The sequence below is a fragment of the Pseudomonas sp. PA-1-3F genome (assembly GCF_021609665.1).
Taxonomy (GTDB): domain Bacteria; phylum Pseudomonadota; class Gammaproteobacteria; order Pseudomonadales; family Pseudomonadaceae; genus Aquipseudomonas; species Aquipseudomonas paracarnis.
The window spans coordinates 41,035-60,983 of sequence record NZ_WJZD01000031.1 but is presented as its reverse complement, the minus strand read 5'-3'; the positions used below and the strand labels follow the sequence as shown (position 1 = coordinate 60,983).

Genomic DNA, 19,949 nt, shown 5'->3' with positions numbered 1-19,949 from the left:
CGCGGCGTCTGTGAGTTTTTCGCGAGCAAGCTCGCTCCTACAAAAAGCTTGTCCAGCTCCCCTGTTGGATCTGCGATTTATGCCGGCTGATCCAGCGACAGCTCAACCCCAAGCTGGCGCGACAGGCATGGCCAGCGCTTCCAGGACGCTTCGGTCTGCGGGCTCTTGAGCTGTTCGCGATAGGCCTCGACCGATTCCAGCGCAAAGCTTTCCTCGTTAAGCATCTCATCCACCGCCAGGTGCACGGCTTCATCCAATTGGTTGGCGAAGTCTTCACCGATCAGTTGATGGGCGATCACGTTGGCCACGGTGGTATCCGCTGGAATCAGCGGCTGGCCAAAATGCTTGATATACAGATCGTTCACTTCTTCGACCAGGCGATGCGCCAGGTAGGCCTCATCCAGCAGGCCATCAAGGCCGTCGTGTCCGGCCAGAATCGCTGGTGGCTGCAGGAAAAAATGTTCAGCGATTTTCAGTACCGGTTTGATCTGGCTTTCAATCCCGGCCTCACGGGCCACGTCATTGGCGGCGTCGAGCAAGTCAGGAACCAGATCGATGTAAGCGGTCACAAAACGGGTCATGACCATGTTGCGATCACCGTCAGCCAAGGCGATGGACGAATGCAGGTTCGGCACTTGTTTTTTCAGCTGGCTGACGAGCTGGCCAGTGCTGGCTTCGTGTTGATGGGCACGGGAAATCTGCTCGCGCAATGCGGCGGTGTTCATGAGGGCTCCAGTGAAGCAGGCGTAGGAAAAGGGAGAAGATAAGGTAGTTCGTTTATACGAGCGCCTAAGACGCATTTGTCATAATTATTTCATGGTTATAGGCACGGGTTATATCGAAATGCCATCGTTCGTCGGATAAACGATTCCGCCGCCCATTTTACGGGCTCCGTCTGTCTGTTTCTATTGATTTGCCCCCACACATTGCGGGGTTGCTACGGCTGTCTATACTCGGTTTTGTACGCAATTAGCTGATGACGCCCAACTGCATGACGCAGGCAAGGCTTGGCGGTTGTAAGCAGTATGGAAGCCGCTCCCTTCGCCGCAGGTGCAAACCGGCGGGATAACAAGAAACATAAAGGGGAACCCGCAATGACGCGACATCCACACGTTTGGATGGGCCTCCTGTTGTGGTCGGTATTCGGCCAGGCGCACGCCGCCTGGACTACGAATATGGCGCCAGGGGCTACTGAAGTCAGCCACGCTGTGTTTGACCTGCACATGACCATTTTCTGGATCTGTGTGGTGATCGGCATCGTCGTGTTTGGCGCGATGTTCTGGTCGATGATCCTGCACCGCCGGTCTACGGGCCAGGTAGCGGCGAAGTTCCACGAAAGTACCACCGTGGAAATCCTCTGGACCGTGGTGCCCTTGCTGATCCTGGTGGCCATGGCCATTCCGGCCACCAAGACCCTGATCAACATCTACGACAGCAGTGAGTCGGATATCGATATCCAGGTCACCGGCTATCAGTGGAAGTGGCACTACAAATACCTGGGCCAGGATGTGGAGTTCTTCAGCAACCTGGCCACACCCGCCGAGCAGATCCATAACCAGGCCACCAAGGGCGAGCACTACCTGTTGGAAGTCGACCAGCCGCTGGTATTGCCGGTGGGCGCCAAGGTGCGCTTTCTCGTTACCGCCGCCGATGTGATCCACTCCTGGTGGGTGCCGGCCTTTGCGGTCAAGCGCGATGCTATCCCTGGCTTCGTCAACGAAGCCTGGACCCGCGTCGAGAAGCCCGGCATCTACCGTGGTCAGTGCGCCGAACTGTGTGGCAAGGACCATGGCTTCATGCCCATCGTGGTGGAGGTCAAGTCCAAGGCCGACTACGACACCTGGCTGGGCGAGCGCAAGGAGGAGGCCGCCAAGCTCAAGGAGTTGACCTCCAAGGAGTGGACGCTGGACGAACTGGTGGCGCGTGGCGACAAGGTCTATCACACCACTTGCGTGGCCTGTCACCAGGCTGAGGGCCAAGGCTTGCCACCGATGTTCCCGGCGCTCAAGGGTTCGAAAATCGCCACCGGGCCGGCCAAAGACCATCTGAGCATCGTGTATCACGGCAAGCCCGGCACCGCGATGGCAGCTTTCGGCAAGCAGCTCTCGGAAGTGGATATCGCCGCTGTGGTGACCTATGAGCGTAACGCCTGGGGCAATAACAAAGGCGACATGGTCACGCCCAAAGACGTGCTGGCTCTGAAACAGGCGGAAAGCAAATGACGACTTTCATTGCCAATGCCCTGAATCGTCCCGCTCACTCGCTTGCAGGAGAACGGCCATGAGCACCGTGATCGACCATGGTCATGCCGACCACGCACACGGCCCCGCCAAGGGCCTGATGCGCTGGGTGCTGACCACCAACCACAAAGACATCGGCACCATGTACCTGTGGTTCGCCTTCACCATGTTCCTGCTCGGCGGCTCGTTCGCCATGGTGATCCGCGCCGAGTTGTTCCAGCCGGGCCTGCAGATCGTGCAGCCGGCGTTCTTCAACCAGATGACCACCATGCACGGCCTGATCATGGTATTCGGCGCGGTGATGCCGGCGTTTGTCGGCCTGGCCAATTGGATGATCCCGTTGATGATCGGCGCGCCGGACATGGCCCTGCCGCGCATGAACAATTTCAGCTTCTGGCTGCTGCCGGCGGCGTTCCTGCTGCTGGTGTCCACCTTGTTCACGCCCGGCGGCGGGCCGAATTTCGGTTGGACCTTCTACGCCCCGCTCTCGACCACCTATGCCCCGGAAAGCGTGACGTTCTTTATCTTTGCCATCCACCTGATGGGCATCAGTTCGATCATGGGCGCGATCAACGTGGTCGCCACCATCCTTAACCTGCGTGCGCCGGGCATGACCCTGATGAAAATGCCGCTGTTCGTGTGGACCTGGCTGATCACCGCGTTCCTGCTGATCGCGGTGATGCCGGTACTGGCGGGCTGCGTGACCATGATGCTGATGGATATCCACTTCGGCACCAGCTTCTTCAGCGCGGCCGGTGGTGGCGATCCCGTGCTGTTCCAGCATGTGTTCTGGTTCTTCGGGCATCCCGAGGTGTACATCATGATCCTGCCGGCCTTTGGCGCGGTCAGCTCGATCATCCCCACCTTCTCGCGCAAGCCGCTGTTCGGCTACACCTCGATGGTCTACGCCACCGCGAGCATCGCGTTCCTGTCGTTCATCGTGTGGGCGCACCACATGTTTGTGGTGGGCATTCCGCTGGTGGGTGAGCTGTTCTTCATGTACGCCACCTTGCTGATCGCCGTGCCTACGGGCGTGAAGGTGTTCAACTGGGTCAGCACCATGTGGCAAGGCTCACTGACGTTCGAGACGCCGATGTTGTTTGCGGTGGCCTTTGTGATCCTGTTCACCATCGGCGGCTTCTCCGGGCTGATGCTGGCGATTGCCCCGGCGGACTTCCAGTACCACGACACCTACTTTGTGGTGGCGCATTTCCATTACGTACTGGTGCCCGGCGCGATCTTCGGGATCTTCGCTTCGGCCTACTACTGGCTGCCTAAATGGACCGGCCACATGTACGACGAAACCTTGGGCAAGCTGCACTTCTGGTTGTCTTTCGTGGGCATGAACATGGCGTTCTTCCCCATGCACTTTGTGGGGCTGGCCGGTATGCCGCGCCGAGTGCCGGACTACAACCTGCAGTTCGCTGACTTCAATATGGTCTCGTCCATTGGTGCCTTCATGTTCGGCGCCACGCAGATCTTCTTCCTGTTCATTGTCATCAAGTGCATCCGTGGCGGCCCGCCTGCGCCGGCCAAACCGTGGGATGGCGCCGAAGGCCTGGAGTGGAGCGTGCCCTCGCCGGCGCCGTATCACACCTTCACCACGCCGCCGGAGGTCAAATGAAGCCCTCCCTATACTCCCCCTGTGGGAGCGGGCTTGCCCGCGATGGCGGTAGGTCAGGCACTGAATCTACCAGCCCTCAGGCCCTCATCGCAGGCAAGCCAGCTCCCACAGAAAGTCCAAAGCCAGGTGGGCGCCATGGCTGACTCCGTACCGCTCAAGCGCCTGGTCACCCGCCTGCTGATCCTGGTGCTGGCAATGTTCGCCTTCGGCTTCGCCCTCGTGCCGATCTACGACGTGATGTGCAAGGCGTTCGGCATCAACGGCAAGACCGCCGGGCAGTACGAGGGTGAGCAAATGGTTGACCCCTCGCGCCAAGTGCGGGTGCAGTTTCTGTCCACCAACGCCATCGACATGGTCTGGGAATTTCACTCCAAGGCCGATGAGATTGTGGTCAACCCCGGAGCAGTCAACGAGATGCTGTTCGTGGCCTACAACCCCACTGATAAGCCGATGACCGCCCAGGCGATACCCAGTATTTCCCCGGCCGAAGCGGCGATGTACTTCCACAAGACCGAATGCTTTTGCTTCACCCAGCAAGTGTTGCAGCCCGGTGAGCGCATTGAGATGCCCGTACGTTTCATCGTCGACCGAGCGATGCCCACGGATGTGAAGCATTTGACCCTGGCGTACACGCTGTTCGATATCACTGCACGCCAGCCGCCCGTGGCCGTCAGGACCGGGGGCTAGCTACTGTTTGCCCCCTCAATCAGGAGAGCGAATACATGTCGACTCATGATACGTACTACGTACCAGCGCAAAGCAAATGGCCAATAATTGCCACGATTGGCCTGCTGGTCACCGTGTATGGCCTGGCCGTGTGGTTCAACGACTTGAAGGCCGCGCGCCCTGAATCTCACGGGCCGTGGATCTTTTTCGTCGGCGGTTTGCTGCTGGCCTACATGCTGTTTGGCTGGTTTGGCGCGGTGATCAAGGAAAGTCGTGCTGGGCTGTACAGCGCCCAGATGGACCGCTCGTTCCGCTGGGGCATGACCTGGTTCATCTTTTCGGAGGTGATGTTCTTCATCGCCTTTTTTGGTGCGCTGTTCTACGTGCGCGTCTGGGCTGGGCCTTGGTTGGCGGGCGAGGGGCCCAAGGGCATTGCGCACATGCTGTGGCCGAACTTCGAGTTTGCCTGGCCCCTGCTGAACAACCCCGACCCCAAGCTCTACCCTGCGCCCAAAGGCACCATCAGCCCCTGGGGCCTGCCATTGGTCAATACCATCCTGCTGGTGAGTTCCAGCGTGACCATCACCATTGCCCACCATGCCCTGCGCAAAGGCCATCGTGGTGCACTGAAACTCTGGCTGGCGATCACCGTGCTGCTGGGCTTGGCGTTTCTTGGATTCCAGGCCGAGGAATACATCCACGCCTACAAAGAGTTGGGCCTAACCCTGGGTTCAGGCGTGTACGGCGCGACGTTCTTCATGCTCACGGGCTTTCACGGCGCCCACGTGACCATCGGCACCATCATTCTGTTTGTGATGCTGATGCGCATCCTGCGCGGGCATTTCAATGCCGAGCACCAGTTCGGTTTCGAGGCGGCCAGTTGGTATTGGCACTTTGTGGACGTGGTGTGGATCGGGCTGTTTTTCTTTGTCTATGTGCTGTGACGCCGCTTACCACGGCGCATGAGAGACCAATTGGCCGCTGAAAAAGCCCCAGGCGATCAAGCCCACGGTGATCACGGCCAGCGTGACACGCACGGTCAAGGCAGTGACGAGGCGGTTGGAGTTGCCCTCGTCCTTGACCAGGAAGAACAAGCCACTGAACAGGCTCACGACGGTCGCGATCAGCATCAGGGCAATGGCGGCTTTGAGCATGGTCTGGCTCCGGGCTAATTGGGGAGGGGCGATGAGATCGAGTATAGCCAGTGCCATGCAACGCTTTCGTCCGGGCATCGCGCCGACGCTGGTGGTACTGGTGTTGCTGCCATTGATGGTGGGCCTGGGGTTTTGGCAATTGTCCCGCGGGCACGAAAAGCAACGGTTGGTAGACCGTTATGCCGAGCGCCGCGCCGCCGAGCCGGTCAGCAGTGCGCAGCTCAATGACATGGCTGATCCAGCCTTCCGTCGTGTTCACCTTCGCGGGCAACTGGATGGTGAACACAGCGTATTGCTGGATAACCGCATGCGTGACGGCAAGGCGGGTGTCGAGTTGCTGCAACCCTTTCATGACCAGGCCAGCGGCCTGTGGCTGTTGCTCAATCGCGGCTGGCTGCCCTGGCCGGACCGGCGTATCGCGCCCGCCTTTACTACTCCTGAACAGACGCTGAACCTCGACGCCTGGGTGTACGTCGCCCCCGGCGAGACCTTCCAACTGCATGCCGACCCGGCCAGCACGCAATGGCCGCGCCTGCTTACCGCACTGCACCCCGCCGCGCTGTGGGACGAACTGGGGCGCAGCGGTTTTGACTATGAGCTGCGTGCCGAAGCGGGCCCCGGTACCTACGAAACCACCTGGCCCGTCGTCGCCATGGGCCCGGAAAAACACCTGGCCTACGCTGTGCAATGGTTCGCCATGGCCATGGCGTTGCTGGCGCTTTACCTCTACCTCGGATGGCATAACAAAAAGGAGAAGCCCCATGGGAGCGGCCATGAATCCACCCAGCACATCTGACACGCCTGATCGGCGCAAGGGGCGCTGGCAGCTGATTTTGATCTTGATGATGGTGATCGGCCCGATGGCGCTGGCCACCTTCATGTACAAATTGCAGTTCTGGGTGCCGGACAGCCGCAGCTATCACGGCGAACTGATCGGCAACGGCCAGACCCGCGCCGACATTGGCGTGCAGGCCGATGAACAGCGCTGGCAACTGCTGGTCACCGCCCCCGCCGCCTGTGCCGCTGATTGCCAGCAACTGGTGTACCTGGCGCGCCAGCTGCAGATCAGCCTTGGCCGGGATGCATCCCGTGCCAGCCATGCCCTGGCCGGCGCGCAACCGTTGAGCAGCGAATACGAGGCCAAGCTCAAGGCCGAATATCCACAGCTGCAGCGCTACCCGCTGGATGTGTCGACCTTTACCAGGAACGCTGCTGCGCCCGGCGAGGCGCAACTGTGGATCGTCGACCCCCACGGCAATCTGGTGCTGCGCTACGACGCCAAGGTCAAGGGCAAGGACTTGCTCAACGACCTGCGCTTGCTGCTGAAACTGTCGAACATCGGATAAGGGCACCCTCATGGCCAAGCCTGGATTTCGCCTCGCGCTGTTTGCCACGCTTCTGGCGTTGTTTGTCGTGCTGCTCGGCGCCTATACCCGCCTGACTCACGCCGGTCTCGGCTGCCCGGACTGGCCGGGCTGCTATGGCTTTATCAGCGTGCCGCAAAGCGAAGCCCAACTGGCCCATGCCGAGTTGCACTTTCCCGACACGCCGGTGGAGGCCGACAAAGGCTGGGCCGAGATGACCCATCGCTACTTCGCGGGCAGCCTGGGCCTGTTGATCGCGCTGCTGGCGGCGCGTTCGTGGCGTCATCGACGTGATCCGGGCCAGCCCGTGAAGCTGCCGCTGTTCCTGCTGGCGGTGGTGTTCGCCCAAGCGGCGTTTGGCATGTGGACCGTGACCTTGAAGCTCTGGCCGCAAGTGGTCACAGGGCACCTTTTGGGCGGCTTTGCGACCTTGAGCCTGCTGTTTCTGCTGACCCTGCGGCTGTCCGGCGTACTACCGGCGCTGGTCGTGCCCAAGCGCCTGCAATATTGGGCGACGGCGGGCCTGGTGCTGGTGATCGGGCAGATCGCCCTAGGCGGCTGGGTCAGTTCCAACTACGCGGCGGTGGCCTGTGTCGATTTGCCTACCTGCCATGGTCAGTGGTGGCCGACGGCGGACTTTGCCAATGGCTTTCACCTGACCCAGCACATCGGCCCCAATTACCTGGGCGGGCAACTCGACAGCGAAGCGCGCACCGCCATCCACCTGACGCATCGCATCGGCGCTGTGCTGGTCACGCTGGTGCTGCTCGGTTTGGCCTGGCAACTGCGAGCAGTGGGGATGACGCGCCTGGCCGGCCTGCTGTTGATCGCTCTGGCCGCGCAGATCTGCCTGGGGGTGAGCAATGTGGCGTTCGGCCTGCCGCTGCCGGTGGCGGTCGCGCACAACGCTGGCGGGGCAGCGTTGTTGTTGACGCTGGTGCTGGTCAATTATCACGCGCGCACCAGCCTGGTTCGGGTGCGTCACCCGCGCCTGTTCGGCTGGCGTTTTATCCCGCGCAAACAGGTGTCGGGCCTTATCACCCTTAAAGGAGAGCTGCCATGGCGACCGTGATCGGCGCACGTCGCGACCGGGCGATCTGGCGTGACTATTTGGAGCTGACCAAGCCCAAAGTAGTGGTGCTGATGCTGATTACTTCGCTGGTGGGCATGTTCCTTGCCACCCGCGCCGGGGTGCCCTGGACAGTGCTGGTGTTCGGCAACCTCGGCATTGCCCTGTGTGCCGGCGGCGCGGCGGCGGTGAACCATGTGGTCGATCGACGGATTGATGCCGTGATGGCGCGCACTCACAAGCGGCCGATGGCTGAGGGGCGTGTCTCGCCGATGGCGGCGTTAGCGTTTGCGTTGTTCCTGGCTATTGCAGGATTAGCCCTGCTGCTCGCGTACACCAACCCGCTGGCGGCCTGGCTGACCTTGGCTTCGCTGCTGGGTTATGCGGTGATCTATACCGGCTTTCTCAAGCGAGCAACGCCGCAGAATATCGTCATCGGCGGTCTGGCCGGTGCGGCGCCGCCGCTGTTGGGTTGGGTGGCTGTTACTGGGCATGTGAGTGCCGAACCCTTGCTGCTGGTGCTGATCATCTTCGCCTGGACTCCGCCACATTTCTGGGCCCTGGCCATTCACCGCAAAGAGGAATACGCCAAGGCCGACATCCCGATGCTGCCGGTCACCCATGGCGAACACTACACCAAGGTGCATATCCTGCTGTACACCTTCGCCCTGCTGGCGGTGAGCCTGATGCCCTACGTTATCCACATGAGCGGGCTGCTCTACCTGGGCTGTGCGCTGGTATTGGGTGCGCGCTTTCTGCAATGGGCCTGGGTGTTGTACCGTGGCAGCCAGCCGCACGCGGCGATCAACACGTTCAAGTACTCTATCTGGTACTTGCTGCTGCTGTTTATCGCCCTGCTCGTAGACCACTACTTATTGTTGAACCTATGACTCGAACTCAAAAAACCGTCTTCATCCTCGTGGCCCTGGTGGCGTTGATCATGGGCCTGACCGTCAACAAAGTGCTCTCGGGCAAAGGCCAGGGCGATCCCACTGCGCTGATCGACGCCGGCATCATTCTGCTGCCGCAAAGCCGCGAGTTGCCAACGGTGACCATGACCGACCAGGAAGGCCAGCCGGTGGTGGTCAATGAGTTGAAGGGCAAGTGGAGCCTGCTGTTTTTCGGTTACACCTTCTGCCCGGATATCTGCCCGACCACCCTCGCCCAGCTTCGCCAGATCAAGAGTGAGCTGCCCAAAGAGGCTGTGGACAAGTTGCAGGTGATCCTGGTCAGCGTCGATCCACACCGCGATACCCCGGCGCAGCTCAAGCAGTACCTGGGTTACTTCGACCCACAGTTCCAAGGCCTGACTGGCGCTAACGTGGAGGATGTGCAGAAGGTATCGAATGCGGTGAGCATTCCCTTCATTCCGGCGGATACCAGCAAGCCGAACTATACAGTCGACCACAGCGGTAACCTGGCACTGATCGGCCCGGATGGTACTCAGCGTGGGTTTATTCGTGCGCCATTGAACAACCAGAAGCTGGTGGCGCAGTTGCCGGGGTTGCTTCAGCGCAAGTGAGCACCTGATGATCGTTCCCACGCTCTGCGTGGGAATGCAGCTAGGGACGCTCTGCGTCCCCAAGCGTGACGCAGAGCGTCACAAGAGGCGTTCCCACGCGGAGTGGGAACGATCAGATCAGGAGAGATCAGAACGCTGGCTTGATCGCGCCTTTGTACTTCTCTTCGATGAATTTCTTCACTTCAGGCGTGTGCAAGGCTGCAACCAGCTTCTTCACCGCGTCTGCATCCTTGTTGTCTTCGCGGGTTACCAGAATGTTCACGTAAGGCGAGTCGTTGCCTTCGATCACCAGGGCATCCTTGGACGGGTCCAGCTTGGCTTCCAGGGCGTAGTTGGTGTTGATCAGCGCCAGATCGACCTGGGTCAGCACGCGCGGCAAGGTGGCGGCTTCCAGTTCGCGGAATTTCAGGTTTTTATCGTTGCCGGTGATGTCCTTGATGGTCGACAGGATGTTGGTCGGGTCCTTCAGGGTGATCAGGCCGTTCTTGGCCAGCAGCAACAGCGCACGGCCGCCGTTGGTGGCGTCGTTCGGGATCACCACGTTGGCGCCGTCAGGCAGGTCGGCCAGTTTTTTGTACTTGCTGGAGTAAGCGCCCAGAGGTTCGAGGTGCACAGCGCCGACGCTCACCAAGTGAGTGCCTTTGGCCTTGTTGAATTCATCCAGGTACGGCTGGTGCTGGAAGAAGTTGGCATCCAGGCGCTTTTCAGCCACCTGTACGTTCGGCTGCACGTAGTCGGTGAAGACTTTGACCTTCAGATCCACGCCTTCTTTGGCCAGGGCAGGCTTCACGAATTCGAGGATCTCGGCGTGAGGCACCGGCGAAGCAGCGACCGTAATGGTCTCGGCGTGGGCGGAAAACGCAGCCACGGCGGCGAAAGCAACCAGTAGTTTTTTCATCCAGCAAGCTCCTTGTTCGGGCATCTGCCGGCTATGTGCCGGCAATGGCCGTTATTTACGAGAAAAGTGCACCACCAGCCGGTCGCCGACGGTTTGCAGAATTTGCACCAGAATCAACAGCATCACCACAGTGACCACCATCACATCGGTCTGGAAACGCTGGTAGCCAAAACGGATTGCCAGGTCGCCCAGGCCGCCAGCACCGACCACACCAGCCATCGCGGTGTAGGAAACCAGTGTAATCGCCGTCACCGTAATCGCCGCGAAGATGCCAGGGCGGGCCTCGGGCAATAGGGCATTGGTGATGATCTGGCGGGTGGTGGCGCCCATGGCCTGGGTGGCTTCGATGATGCCACGGTCCACTTCGCGCAGGGCGGTTTCCACCAGGCGAGCAAAGAATGGCGTGGCACCGACGACCAGTGGTGGGATCGCGCCGGCGACACCCAGCGACGTGCCGGTGATCAGTACCGTGAACGGAATCATCACGATCAACAGGATGATGAACGGCAGCGAGCGCAAGATATTCACGATCAGCGACAACAGCGCGTACAGGCCTTTTTGTTCGAACAGCTGGCGCGGGCTGGTCAGGAACAACAGCACGCCCAGGGGCAGCCCCAGTAGCACGGTGAAGAACAGCGAGCCGAACAGCATGGTCATGGTGTCGCCGGTGGCGAGCCAGATTTCAGACCAGTCGATATTGGCGAAGAAACTCAGGAAAACGTCCATCAGCGCAGGACCTCCATGTGAACGTCGGCGGCGGTGAAGCGTGCGAACGCGGCTTCCATGTCACCGCCGGTGACGGCGAGGGTCAGTTGCCCGTAAGGGATGTCTTTGATGCGGTCGATACGACCGGCAAGAATGCTGTAGTCCACACCGGTTTCCCGTGCGACGGTACCCAGCAGTGGCGCATAGGTCGCGTCCCCTTGGAACGTCAGGCGCACGATACGGCCTGGCACATGGGCAAAGTCGTCGCGCTGCTCGCCTTCGTCCACCTGTTCGGCTTCTTGTACGAAGCGCTTGGTGGTCGGGTGCTTGGGGTGCAGGAACACGTCGGCCACCGAGCCTTGCTCGACGATTACCCCGGCGTCCATGACGGCGACCTGGTCGCATACGCGGCGGATCACGTCCATTTCATGGGTGATCAACACGATGGTCAGGTTCAACTCGCGGTTGATCTCGGCCAGCAGTTGCAGGACCGACGCCGTGGTTTGCGGGTCGAGGGCGCTGGTGGCTTCGTCACAAAGCAGGATTTTTGGCTTGGTCGCCAGGGCTCGGGCGATGCCGACGCGCTGTTTCTGGCCGCCGGACAACTGCGCCGGGTACTTCTTGGCGTGGTCCGACAAGCCGACGCGGGCGAGCAGCTCAGCCACACGCTGGTCGATTTCCTTGCGCGACAGTTCACCGGCGAGCGTCAGCGGCAGCGCGACGTTGTCGGCCACGGTCTTGGACGCCAGCAAGTTGAAGTGCTGGAAGATCATCCCGACCTGCTGGCGAAAGCGCCGCAGGCCGTTGGCGTCCAGCGCAGTGACTTCTTCGCCATCCACCTTGATCTGGCCGCCACTGGGCTCTTCCAGACGGTTGATCAGGCGCAACAGGGTGCTTTTACCGGCACCCGAGTGGCCAATCAGGCCAAACACCTGGCCGTTCTCGACGCGCAGGCTGGTGGGGTGCAGGGCGGGGATATCCTTACCGGCGACGCGGTAGGTTTTATGGACGTTTTGAAACTCGATCACGTAGCGAACCTTGTGGGGCGCATTGAAAAGGGATCAGCGGTTAGCCGGGCGCGCATTTTAGCCTGTCCATCTAGTGTTTCTTAGCATTTATTTCGTATCCATCCAGCGATTTGGCAATAACGAGACCAAAGGTCATAAAAAAGGAACGGCACAAAACCCCATCAGTCACTACATAAGCAATTCGATGTCCCGGTGCCGTGCCTGGGGTTTCGCTCAAACGAGCCGGGGACCGCTCTGGCCACTTTGACTAAGGAGTTTTGACTGATGAGTACCAAGAAGCCAGCCACCCCGCCCAAGAGTGAACTCGCGGGCACTGATACCCTGGACCGAGGGAATACCAACGCCAAGCTGCAGGCGTTGGAAGAATTCCGTTCCGACGCGACCGGCCAGGCCCTGCGCACCAACCAGGGCGTGAAGATTTCCGACAACCAAAACAGCCTGAAAGTCGGCGCCCGCGGCCCTTCGCTGCTGGAAGACTTCATCATGCGTGAAAAGATCACGCACTTTGACCATGAGCGTATCCCCGAGCGCATCGTGCATGCCCGTGGTACGGGGGCCCATGGCTATTTCCAGAGTTACGGCGACCATTCGGCGCTGACCAAGGCCGGTTTCCTGCGCACGCCTGAACACAAAACCCCAGTGTTCGCACGTTTTTCCACGGTGCAGGGCCCGCGTGGTTCCGGCGACACCGTGCGTGACGTGCGCGGTTTTGCCGTGAAGTTCTTCACCGACGAAGGCAACTTCGACCTGGTGGGCAACAACATGCCGGTGTTCTTCATCCAGGATGCGATCAAATTTCCTGACTTCGTCCACGCGGTGAAACCCGAGCCTCATAACGAGATTCCTACCGGCGGTTCGGCCCACGATACGTTCTGGGACTTTGTTTCGCTGCAACCGGAATCCGCGCACATGGTGATCTGGGCCATGTCCGACCGCGCCATTCCAAAAAGCCTGCGCGCCATGCAGGGCTTTGGGGTACACACCTTCCGTTTGATCAATACCGAAGGTAAGTCCAGCTTCGTGAAGTTCCACTGGCGTCCAACAGTCGGCACCTGCTCGCTGGTATGGGATGAGGCGCAAAAGCTGGCCGGTAAAGATACGGACTACCACCGTCGTGACCTGTGGGAAGCGATTGAAAGCGGCGATTACCCTGAGTGGGAGCTGGGCGTACAGATCGTGGCCGAAGAAGACGAGCACACGTTTGATTTCGACTTGCTCGACCCGACCAAGATCATTCCAGAAGAACTGGTACCGATCACGCCGCTGGGCAAAATGGTGCTCAACCGTAACCCGGACAACTTCTTCGCTGAAGTCGAGCAGGTTGCGTTCTGCCCGGGCCACATCGTGCCGGGCATCGATTTTACCAACGACCCATTGCTGCAGGGCCGGCTGTTTTCCTACACCGATACCCAGATCAGCCGACTGGGCGGGCCGAACTTTCATGAGATTCCAATCAACCGGCCTGTCGTGCCTTTCCATAACGGCCAGCGCGACGCTCAGCATCGCACCGTGATTGATAAGGGTCGTGCGTCCTACGAGCCAAACTCTATTGATGGTGGTTGGCCGAAAGAAACCCCTGCTGGTCCTACCGATGGTGGCTTTGAGTCCTACTACGAGCGCGTCGATGCCAACAAAGTACGTGAGCGCAGCGAATCCTTCGGTGACCATTTCTCCCAGGCGACGCTGTTCTACAACAGCATGAGCCACCACGAGAAAGAGCACATTATCGCGGCCTACAGTTTTGAGCTGGGCAAGGTGGAGCGCGAGTTCATCCGTGCGCGCCAGGTCAACGAGATCCTGGCCAATATCGACCTGGAGCTGGCCAAGCGCGTTGCGCAGAACCTGGGCTTGCCGGCGCCGACCAAGGGCACCGTGCCTGCCCGTGAAACGTCGTTGAAAGAATCGCCAGCCTTGAGCCAGGTGAACTTGCTGTCGGGCGATATCAAAACGCGCAAAGTGGCGATTCTGGCAGCCAACGGCGTTGATGGTGCGGCCATTGACGCGTTAATAGCCGCGCTTGAAGCTGAAGGCGCCCATGCCAAGTTGCTGGGGCCTACTTCGGCGCCGGTGACCACCGCGCAGGGCAAGACGCTGCCGGTCGACGCCTCGATGGAAGGCATGCCGTCCATTGCCTTCGACGCAGTGTTTATCCCGGGTGGCAAAGAGTCCGTGAAGGCGCTGAGCGGTGATGGCGTGGCGTTGCATTACGTACTGGAAGCCTACAAACACCTGAAGGCGATTGCGGTAGCCAGCGATGTGAAGCCGTTGCTGGACCTGCTGAAACTGGAGGAGGATGCGGGGTTGATCGTGGGCGCGGATGCCAAGGCGTTCAAGGCCTTCTTTGCGGCGATTGCCCAGCATCGAGTGTGGGCGCGTGAGCCGAAATCCAAGGCGATTCCGGCTTAACTTATCGGTTGTTTGTTAGATCGTCATCGCAGGCAAGCCAGCTCCCACACTGTTCAAATGTGCGAGCTGGCTTGCCTGCGATGCTTTTAATCCGCCTTGCGCGGAATCAGCACAACCTGCGCCGGAATATGTTTCAGGATTTGCCGGTGAATTTTCAGGTCATACCCCGAATCAATTCGCTTCACCCGCTTGGTCAATAACGTGGCCAGCCACGGGTAATCCTGGGTGCGTGGCACCTGGATGCTGACGTCGCACTGGTAATTCACCACATCGGTGGCGATGGCGTCCAACTGATGGCGCATGTCTTCAACATCCGCAAGGTTCAGCGCCACGGTGGTGCTCGGCGCTGCCGGGTCGATGACCTTGGCGGCAGGCTTGGCCTCAGCGGCTTTCAACGCAGCTTCTGCCTGGTCCAATTCGGCTTTGCGCGCATGGCTGATGGCGCTGTTGACGCCACCGGTCAGCGCAGGGGCCTTGGGCATCAAAGCGCGGGCACGGCTCAGGGCCGTGGCGGCCGCGTTGACGTCGCCTTTTTGCAGCACGATCTGGCTGCGCTGCAGGTAGGCTTCGGCCAATTGACGCTGGTAGGCCTCAAGTGCCGGGTCGTTGGGCGATTGGGCCTGCAATGCAGCCAGTTGGTCTTCGGCGGTGGCCAATTCGCTGCTGGCCAGGTTTTGTTCCAGCTGCGCGATGGCCGCAGCCCGCGGATCCGGAGCCTGGGGGGCAGCGGGCGGCGTACTTTGGCAGGCGCCCAGCAGCAGTGAAAATGCGGCAAGGAGCAGATAACGGGAGGTGAACGGCTTCATTCCTGCGACTCTCTATTTGCGCAAAAAGCGAGCAAGTCTACACCCCTCGACGGGGCAGGACAAAACTCAGCAGAAACAGGGCGGCCGCCGTAACCACAATCGACGGCCCGGCCGGTGTGTCCTTGAACCAGGACAGCGCCAGGCCACCACACACTGCAAGCATCCCCAGGAGGCTGGCGCCAATTGCCATCTGCTCCGGAGAGCGAGCGTGGCGCTGGGCAGCGGCGGCTGGAATGATCAGCAGCGACGTGATCAACAATACGCCGACAATCTTCATCGCGACAGCAATCACCACGGCGATGAGCAACATCAAGGCCATACGCAGGCCTGCGACGGGCAAGCCTTCTACCTTGGCCAGTTCTTCATGCACGGTGATCGCCAGCAACGGGCGCCACAGGGCCACCAGCAACACCAGCACCGCAGCGCTGCCGCCGAGGATCCAGGCCAGGTCGGTCGGGCTGATCGCCAGCAGGTCACCGAACAGGTAGGCCATCAGGTCGATGCGCACTTCATGCATGAAGCTCAGCACCACCAGGCCCAGGGACAAGGTGCTGGGTGCGAGGATGCCCAGCAGGGTGTCGGAGGCCAGTGGCTGGCGTTGCTGCAGGGTCACCAGCAGCACGGCTAGCAGAAGGCAGCCGACGGTCACGGCGATGGCCGGGCTTACATCCAGCAGAAAGCCCATGGCCACGCCCAGCAAGGCGGCATGGGACAAGGTGTCGCCGAAATAGGCCATGCGTCGCCAGACCACGAACGAGCCCAATGGGCCCGCCACCAGTGCCAAAGCCAAGCCTGCCAGCAGGGCGTAGAGCAGAAAATCAGCCATGCTTGCAGCTATCTCCATGAACGTGGGGGGTATCGACGACGGCGCCATGCAGGTCATGGGCGTGGTCATGGTGGTGATGGTAGATCGCCAGGCTCTGGGCGTTCTTGCCGAACAGCTCCACGAACGCCGGGTCGCCACTGACCTGTTCCGGGTGGCCGGAGCAGCACACGTGGCGGTTGAGACAGACCACTTGGTCGGTGGTGCTCATGACCAGGTGCAAGTCGTGGGAGACCATCAGTACGCCGCAACCATGGCGGTCGCGCAGGCGGGTGATCAGGCTGTACAGCTCGGCCTGGCCGGCGACATCGACGCCTTGCACGGGCTCATCGAGTACCAGCAGCTCGGGCTCGCGCAGCAAGGCACGGGCCAGCAGCACGCGCTGCATTTCGCCGCCGGAAATACTTTGCACCGGGTTGTCGATGACGTGTTCGGCGCCGACTTCCTTAAGCGCGGCCTGGGCGCGGGCGCGGTCTACGCCAGGCACCAGGCGCAGGAAGCGCAATACGGAGAGCGGCAATGTCGGGTCCACGTGCAGCTTTTGCGGCATATAGCCCACGCGCAGCTTGGGCTTGCGCCAAACCGTGCCGCTGTGGGGCTTGAGCAGCCCGAGCACGGCGCGCACCAAGGTTGTCTTGCCAGCGCCGTTGGGGCCGATCAGGGTGACGATTTGCCCCGGTTCCACGCTCAGTGCGATGTTCTCCAGCACGTTTTGCCCGGCGAACGTGACCCCGACCTGCTCCAGGCGGATTAACGCATTGCTCATCAAACCCCCTGGCAGCCTGCGCACAGGCCGACCACTTCGACCGTTTGCCCTTCGACCTTGAAGCCGACGTCGGCAGAGCTTTTGATAATGGCGTCGCTGATGCTTTTTTGTTCAAGCTCAATGGCGGCGTGGCACTCGCGGCAGATCAGGAACTGGCCCTGATGCGCGTGCTCCGGGTGGTTGCAACCGACAAAGGCGTTAAGCGAGGCGATACGGTGCACCAGGCCGTTTTCCAGCAGGAAATCCAACGCACGGTAAACGGTGGGCGGCGCGGCGCGGCGGCCGTCCTGCTCGCTGAGGACGCCAAGAATGTCGTACGCGCCCAAAGGCTTGTGGCTCTGCCACACCAGCTCCAGCACCCGGCGACGCAAGGCGGTCAGGCGCAAGCCTTTCTTTGCGCACAGGGTGTCGGCCTCTGACAATGCGGTGTGCACGCAGTGAGAGTGGTCGTGGGGACGGCTGGCAAGCGGTGTTTTAGGCATGAGCGGCGACAGATATTTGATAGAGACGTTATTATGTTACCCGTTCCTACGCCATCGAGTGGTCATCGTGTCCCGACTTTTTCCCGTTTTTGTCGTATTTGTCACCAGTTTGTTCGTTGCCGGTGCCGCTCAGGCCGAGGTCAAGGTGCTGACAAGCATCAAGCCGTTGCAGCTGATTGCAGCTGCCGTGCAGGACGGCGTGGCCGTTCCAGAGGTGTTGCTGCCGCCGGGGGCGTCGCCGCACAACTTCGCTTTGCGCCCATCCGACGTACGGCGTGTGCAGTCGGTGGACCTGCTGTACTGGATCGGGCCCGACATGGAGACCTTTTTGCCGCGCGTGTTGAAAGGCCGTACGGCGCCAACGGTGGCCGTGCAGGACCTACCAGGCATGAAACTGCGCGTCTTCGGCGAAGATAGCCACTCTCATGCCGATGAAGCCGACGAACATGATCACGATCACCGCCCAGGCAGTGTGGATGCGCACCTGTGGCTGTCCACGGTCAATGCACGTGTGATCGCCGCTCGGATGGCGGCCGATCTGAGCGCTGCCGACCCAGCCAATGCCGAGCGTTATCAGAGCAATGCGAAGGCCTTCGAAGAACGCCTGAACGCGCTGGATGCGCGCCTGAAGCAGCGTTTGGCGGGCGTTGATGGCAAACCTTATTTCGTGTTCCACGAAGCCTTTGATTACTTCGAAGAGGCGTACGGTTTGAAGCATGCTGGCGTGTTCAGCGTGGCCGCCGAAGTGCAGCCGGGCGCGCAGCACGTAGCGGCGATGCGCGCGCGTTTGCAGGAAGTGGGCAAGACTTGCGTGTTCAGCGAGCCGCCGTTGCGACCTCGCTTGGCCGAAACCCTGGTGGCCGGGTTGCCGGTGAAGTTGGCGGAATTGGATGCGTTGGGTGGCTATACGCCAGCTACCGCGCAGGGTTATGAGCAGGTACTGGAAAAGCTCGGCAATGACTTGGCCGGTTGCCTGGAGTCGCTCTAACACGCAACACAAAACCCCTGTGGGAGTGGGCTTGCCCGCGATAGCGCAGTGTCAGTCGATACTGCTATTGCAGGCAAGCCAGCTCCCACATTGACCGAGTCGGTCTTTTAAAGGGCGAACGGCAGGTGGACCGTGACCTGTTGACGCTGCGCCAAGCGGTGCTCGAACTCAGCTGGGTCATGAATCAACACATCCTGCCCTGCAAATGATTCGGCCGCGATCAGCCGGGACAGCCAGAACCGTACGCACGCCACGCGCAGCATGGTCGGCCATAGCTCGGCTTCCTTCGCGGTAAACGCCCGTAGCCCCGCGTAAGCGCCCAGCAGCGCCCGGGCACGGTGACCGTCAATCACGCCATCGGAATCCGAGCACCAATCATTCAAGGCGATTGCCACGTCGTAGAGCATCGGCCCCGAACAGGCGTTGTAGAAGTCGATCAGGCCTGTCAGGTGCGTGCCTTCAAACATCGCGTTATCGCGAAACAGATCGGCGTGCACATTCGCCCGCGGCAGGCCGAGGATGTCGGCCTTGTGGGCGTCGATCTCGGCCAGCGCATCGCGCAACAGGCGTTGCTGGGCCTCGTTCAGGTGCGAAATGAGTTGCGCGCCCTCGCAGAGCATCCAATCCAGGCCGCGGTCGGTCTTGCGTTCAAGTACCTTTTCGCCCTGGGTGGCCAAGTGCAGGTGGCCGAGCAGTTCGCCAACCTGGGTGCAATGCTGTGCATTGGCCTCCTTGATGTGCTTGCCCGCCAGGCGCGGTTGCAGCAAGGCCGGTTTGCCCTTGAGTTCGCGCAAAGCGATGCCGTCGGTGGTACGCAGGGCGTACGGCACAGGCAGGTCGGCGTCGTGGAGCACGTCGAGCAGTTCGATGAAGAACGGCATTTCTGCCACCGGGCCACGCTCAACCAGGGTCAGGACGAACTCGCCCTGCTCCAGGCTGATAAAGAAATTGGTGTTTTCGCTGCCGGCGGCAATCCCCTGGAAATCAAGCAGGCGGCCGAGCCCATAAGGGGCGAGAAAGGTTTCCAGCTCAGGCCGAGCCAGGGGGGTGAACACAGACATGGTTAAAACTGCCGTTACGGGCGCTGCGGTGGGCAGCGCCGGTTAAAATTAAGAAATCATTTCCATTCGAAGATCTTCCATGACGGGATCAGCATATCCGGCTGGTCAGAGCGGATGAAGTTCGCGTCGGTGCCGTCCGCACGTACCAGAAAGTACGGTGGTGCGCCCTTCGGGGTGACCTTGATCGCGTACAGAAAGCCGTTTTGGCGGTATTCCTGGATGGTTTTGTCGCCTTCCGTGCGAATGGTAACTTCCGGATCACCTCCAGGGGCATTGTCTGCCGCCATGGCAGCCATCGGAGCGAGTGCAATCAAACCGGTCAACAGCAGGCGATTGAATGTACGCAT

Annotated in this window: 22 protein-coding genes; 11 read left to right on the top strand and 11 right to left on the bottom strand. The window is 60.6% G+C overall.

Features of this window, described 5'->3' with window-relative positions; translation table 11 throughout:
- Positions 1-77: 77 nt before the first annotated feature.
- On the bottom strand, positions 78-725 hold the full coding sequence (locus tag GIV26_RS21050) for a hypothetical protein (RefSeq protein ID WP_200583145.1): 648 nt from the start codon (positions 723-725) through the stop codon (positions 78-80).
- A 369-nt stretch (positions 726-1,094) separates the two neighbouring features.
- Here GIV26_RS21050 and coxB point away from each other — a divergent pair, with 369 nt between their 5' ends.
- The 4 genes from coxB (at position 1,095) to GIV26_RS21030 (ending at position 5,474) form a co-directional block, all read left to right on the top strand.
- Positions 1,095-2,222 (top strand): cytochrome c oxidase subunit II, encoded by a 1,128-nt coding sequence (gene coxB, locus GIV26_RS21045; RefSeq protein WP_032894328.1) that lies wholly within the window; start codon positions 1,095-1,097, stop codon positions 2,220-2,222.
- 58 nt (positions 2,223-2,280) lie between these two features.
- A complete protein-coding gene (gene ctaD, locus GIV26_RS21040) occupies positions 2,281-3,864 on the top strand; it encodes a cytochrome c oxidase subunit I (RefSeq protein WP_003187339.1) in 1,584 nt (527 codons plus the stop codon).
- A gap of 135 nt (positions 3,865-3,999) precedes the next feature.
- Positions 4,000-4,551, top strand: a complete 552-nt coding sequence (locus tag GIV26_RS21035) for a cytochrome c oxidase assembly protein (protein WP_054920935.1) — start codon at positions 4,000-4,002, stop codon at positions 4,549-4,551.
- A gap of 35 nt (positions 4,552-4,586) precedes the next feature.
- A complete protein-coding gene (locus GIV26_RS21030) occupies positions 4,587-5,474 on the top strand; it encodes a cytochrome c oxidase subunit 3 (protein ID WP_003187344.1) in 888 nt (295 codons plus the stop codon).
- A 6-nt stretch (positions 5,475-5,480) separates the two neighbouring features.
- Here GIV26_RS21030 and GIV26_RS21025 read toward each other — a convergent pair whose 3' ends face one another.
- Positions 5,481-5,684, bottom strand: coding sequence for a twin transmembrane helix small protein (locus tag GIV26_RS21025; RefSeq protein WP_003187345.1), 204 nt, complete (start codon positions 5,682-5,684; stop codon positions 5,481-5,483).
- Positions 5,685-5,715: 31 nt separating this feature from the next.
- Here GIV26_RS21025 and GIV26_RS21020 point away from each other — a divergent pair, with 31 nt between their 5' ends.
- The 5 genes from GIV26_RS21020 to GIV26_RS21000 are packed head-to-tail and all read left to right on the top strand — an operon-like array spanning position 5,716 to position 9,639.
- On the top strand, positions 5,716-6,480 hold the full coding sequence (locus GIV26_RS21020; RefSeq protein WP_236282061.1) for an SURF1 family protein: 765 nt from the start codon (positions 5,716-5,718) through the stop codon (positions 6,478-6,480).
- The gene (locus tag GIV26_RS21015; protein WP_236282059.1) at positions 6,446-7,030 is read left to right on the top strand and encodes a hypothetical protein; all 585 of its coding nucleotides are present in this window, start codon (positions 6,446-6,448) and stop codon (positions 7,028-7,030) included. The genes GIV26_RS21020 and GIV26_RS21015 overlap by 35 nt, the downstream gene beginning before the upstream one ends.
- Positions 7,031-7,040: 10 nt before the next feature.
- Entirely contained in the window at positions 7,041-8,120 is a 1,080-nt protein-coding gene (locus GIV26_RS21010; protein WP_127880290.1) for a COX15/CtaA family protein, read from the top strand.
- Positions 8,108-9,007 carry a heme o synthase gene (cyoE, locus tag GIV26_RS21005; protein ID WP_054920928.1) on the top strand — a complete coding sequence of 300 codons (900 nt, stop codon included), beginning with the start codon at positions 8,108-8,110 and terminating at the stop codon, positions 9,005-9,007. The genes GIV26_RS21010 and cyoE overlap by 13 nt, the downstream gene beginning before the upstream one ends.
- On the top strand, positions 9,004-9,639 hold the full coding sequence (locus GIV26_RS21000) for an SCO family protein (RefSeq protein WP_236282057.1): 636 nt from the start codon (positions 9,004-9,006) through the stop codon (positions 9,637-9,639). Before cyoE ends, GIV26_RS21000 begins: the two co-directional genes overlap by 4 nt.
- A gap of 127 nt (positions 9,640-9,766) precedes the next feature.
- Here the strand turns inward: GIV26_RS21000 and GIV26_RS20995 are convergent, their stop codons facing one another.
- The 3 genes from GIV26_RS20995 to GIV26_RS20985 are packed head-to-tail and all read right to left on the bottom strand — an operon-like array spanning position 9,767 to position 12,270.
- Positions 9,767-10,537 (bottom strand): MetQ/NlpA family ABC transporter substrate-binding protein, encoded by a 771-nt coding sequence (locus tag GIV26_RS20995; protein WP_014716331.1) that lies wholly within the window; start codon positions 10,535-10,537, stop codon positions 9,767-9,769.
- 51 nt (positions 10,538-10,588) lie between these two features.
- Complete coding sequence (locus tag GIV26_RS20990; protein ID WP_003187354.1) at positions 10,589-11,263, bottom strand: methionine ABC transporter permease; 675 nt, start codon at positions 11,261-11,263, stop codon at positions 10,589-10,591.
- The gene (locus GIV26_RS20985) at positions 11,263-12,270 is read right to left on the bottom strand and encodes a methionine ABC transporter ATP-binding protein (protein ID WP_034129230.1); all 1,008 of its coding nucleotides are present in this window, start codon (positions 12,268-12,270) and stop codon (positions 11,263-11,265) included. The genes GIV26_RS20990 and GIV26_RS20985 overlap by 1 nt, the downstream gene beginning before the upstream one ends.
- A gap of 264 nt (positions 12,271-12,534) precedes the next feature.
- Between GIV26_RS20985 and katE the strand changes: the two genes are divergently transcribed.
- Positions 12,535-14,676: a catalase HPII gene (gene katE / locus GIV26_RS20980; RefSeq protein WP_236282055.1), complete on the top strand. Its 2,142-nt coding sequence runs from the start codon at positions 12,535-12,537 to the stop codon at positions 14,674-14,676.
- Positions 14,677-14,762: 86 nt separating this feature from the next.
- Here the strand turns inward: katE and GIV26_RS20975 are convergent, their stop codons facing one another.
- The 4 genes from GIV26_RS20975 to zur are packed head-to-tail and all read right to left on the bottom strand — an operon-like array spanning position 14,763 to position 17,553.
- Positions 14,763-15,482 carry a PA5502 family lipoprotein gene (locus GIV26_RS20975; RefSeq protein ID WP_014716334.1) on the bottom strand — a complete coding sequence of 240 codons (720 nt, stop codon included), beginning with the start codon at positions 15,480-15,482 and terminating at the stop codon, positions 14,763-14,765.
- Between the two features lie 37 nt (positions 15,483-15,519).
- Positions 15,520-16,308, bottom strand: coding sequence for a zinc ABC transporter permease subunit ZnuB (gene znuB, locus GIV26_RS20970; protein ID WP_034129232.1), 789 nt, complete (start codon positions 16,306-16,308; stop codon positions 15,520-15,522).
- Positions 16,301-17,071, bottom strand: coding sequence for a zinc ABC transporter ATP-binding protein ZnuC (znuC, locus tag GIV26_RS20965; RefSeq protein ID WP_003187361.1), 771 nt, complete (start codon positions 17,069-17,071; stop codon positions 16,301-16,303). The genes znuB and znuC overlap by 8 nt, the downstream gene beginning before the upstream one ends.
- Entirely contained in the window at positions 17,071-17,553 is a 483-nt protein-coding gene (gene zur / locus GIV26_RS20960) for a zinc uptake transcriptional repressor Zur (RefSeq protein WP_014716336.1), read from the bottom strand. Before zur ends, znuC begins: the two co-directional genes overlap by 1 nt.
- A gap of 58 nt (positions 17,554-17,611) precedes the next feature.
- Between zur and GIV26_RS20955 the strand changes: the two genes are divergently transcribed.
- Positions 17,612-18,541, top strand: coding sequence for a zinc ABC transporter substrate-binding protein (locus tag GIV26_RS20955; RefSeq protein ID WP_034129234.1), 930 nt, complete (start codon positions 17,612-17,614; stop codon positions 18,539-18,541).
- 107 nt (positions 18,542-18,648) lie between these two features.
- On the opposite strand, the gene GIV26_RS20950 is transcribed toward GIV26_RS20955, so the two are convergent.
- A complete protein-coding gene (locus GIV26_RS20950; RefSeq protein WP_236282053.1) occupies positions 18,649-19,602 on the bottom strand; it encodes a homoserine kinase in 954 nt (317 codons plus the stop codon).
- 56 nt (positions 19,603-19,658) lie between these two features.
- On the bottom strand, positions 19,659-19,949 hold the full coding sequence (locus tag GIV26_RS20945) for a DUF2782 domain-containing protein (protein WP_054920914.1): 291 nt from the start codon (positions 19,947-19,949) through the stop codon (positions 19,659-19,661).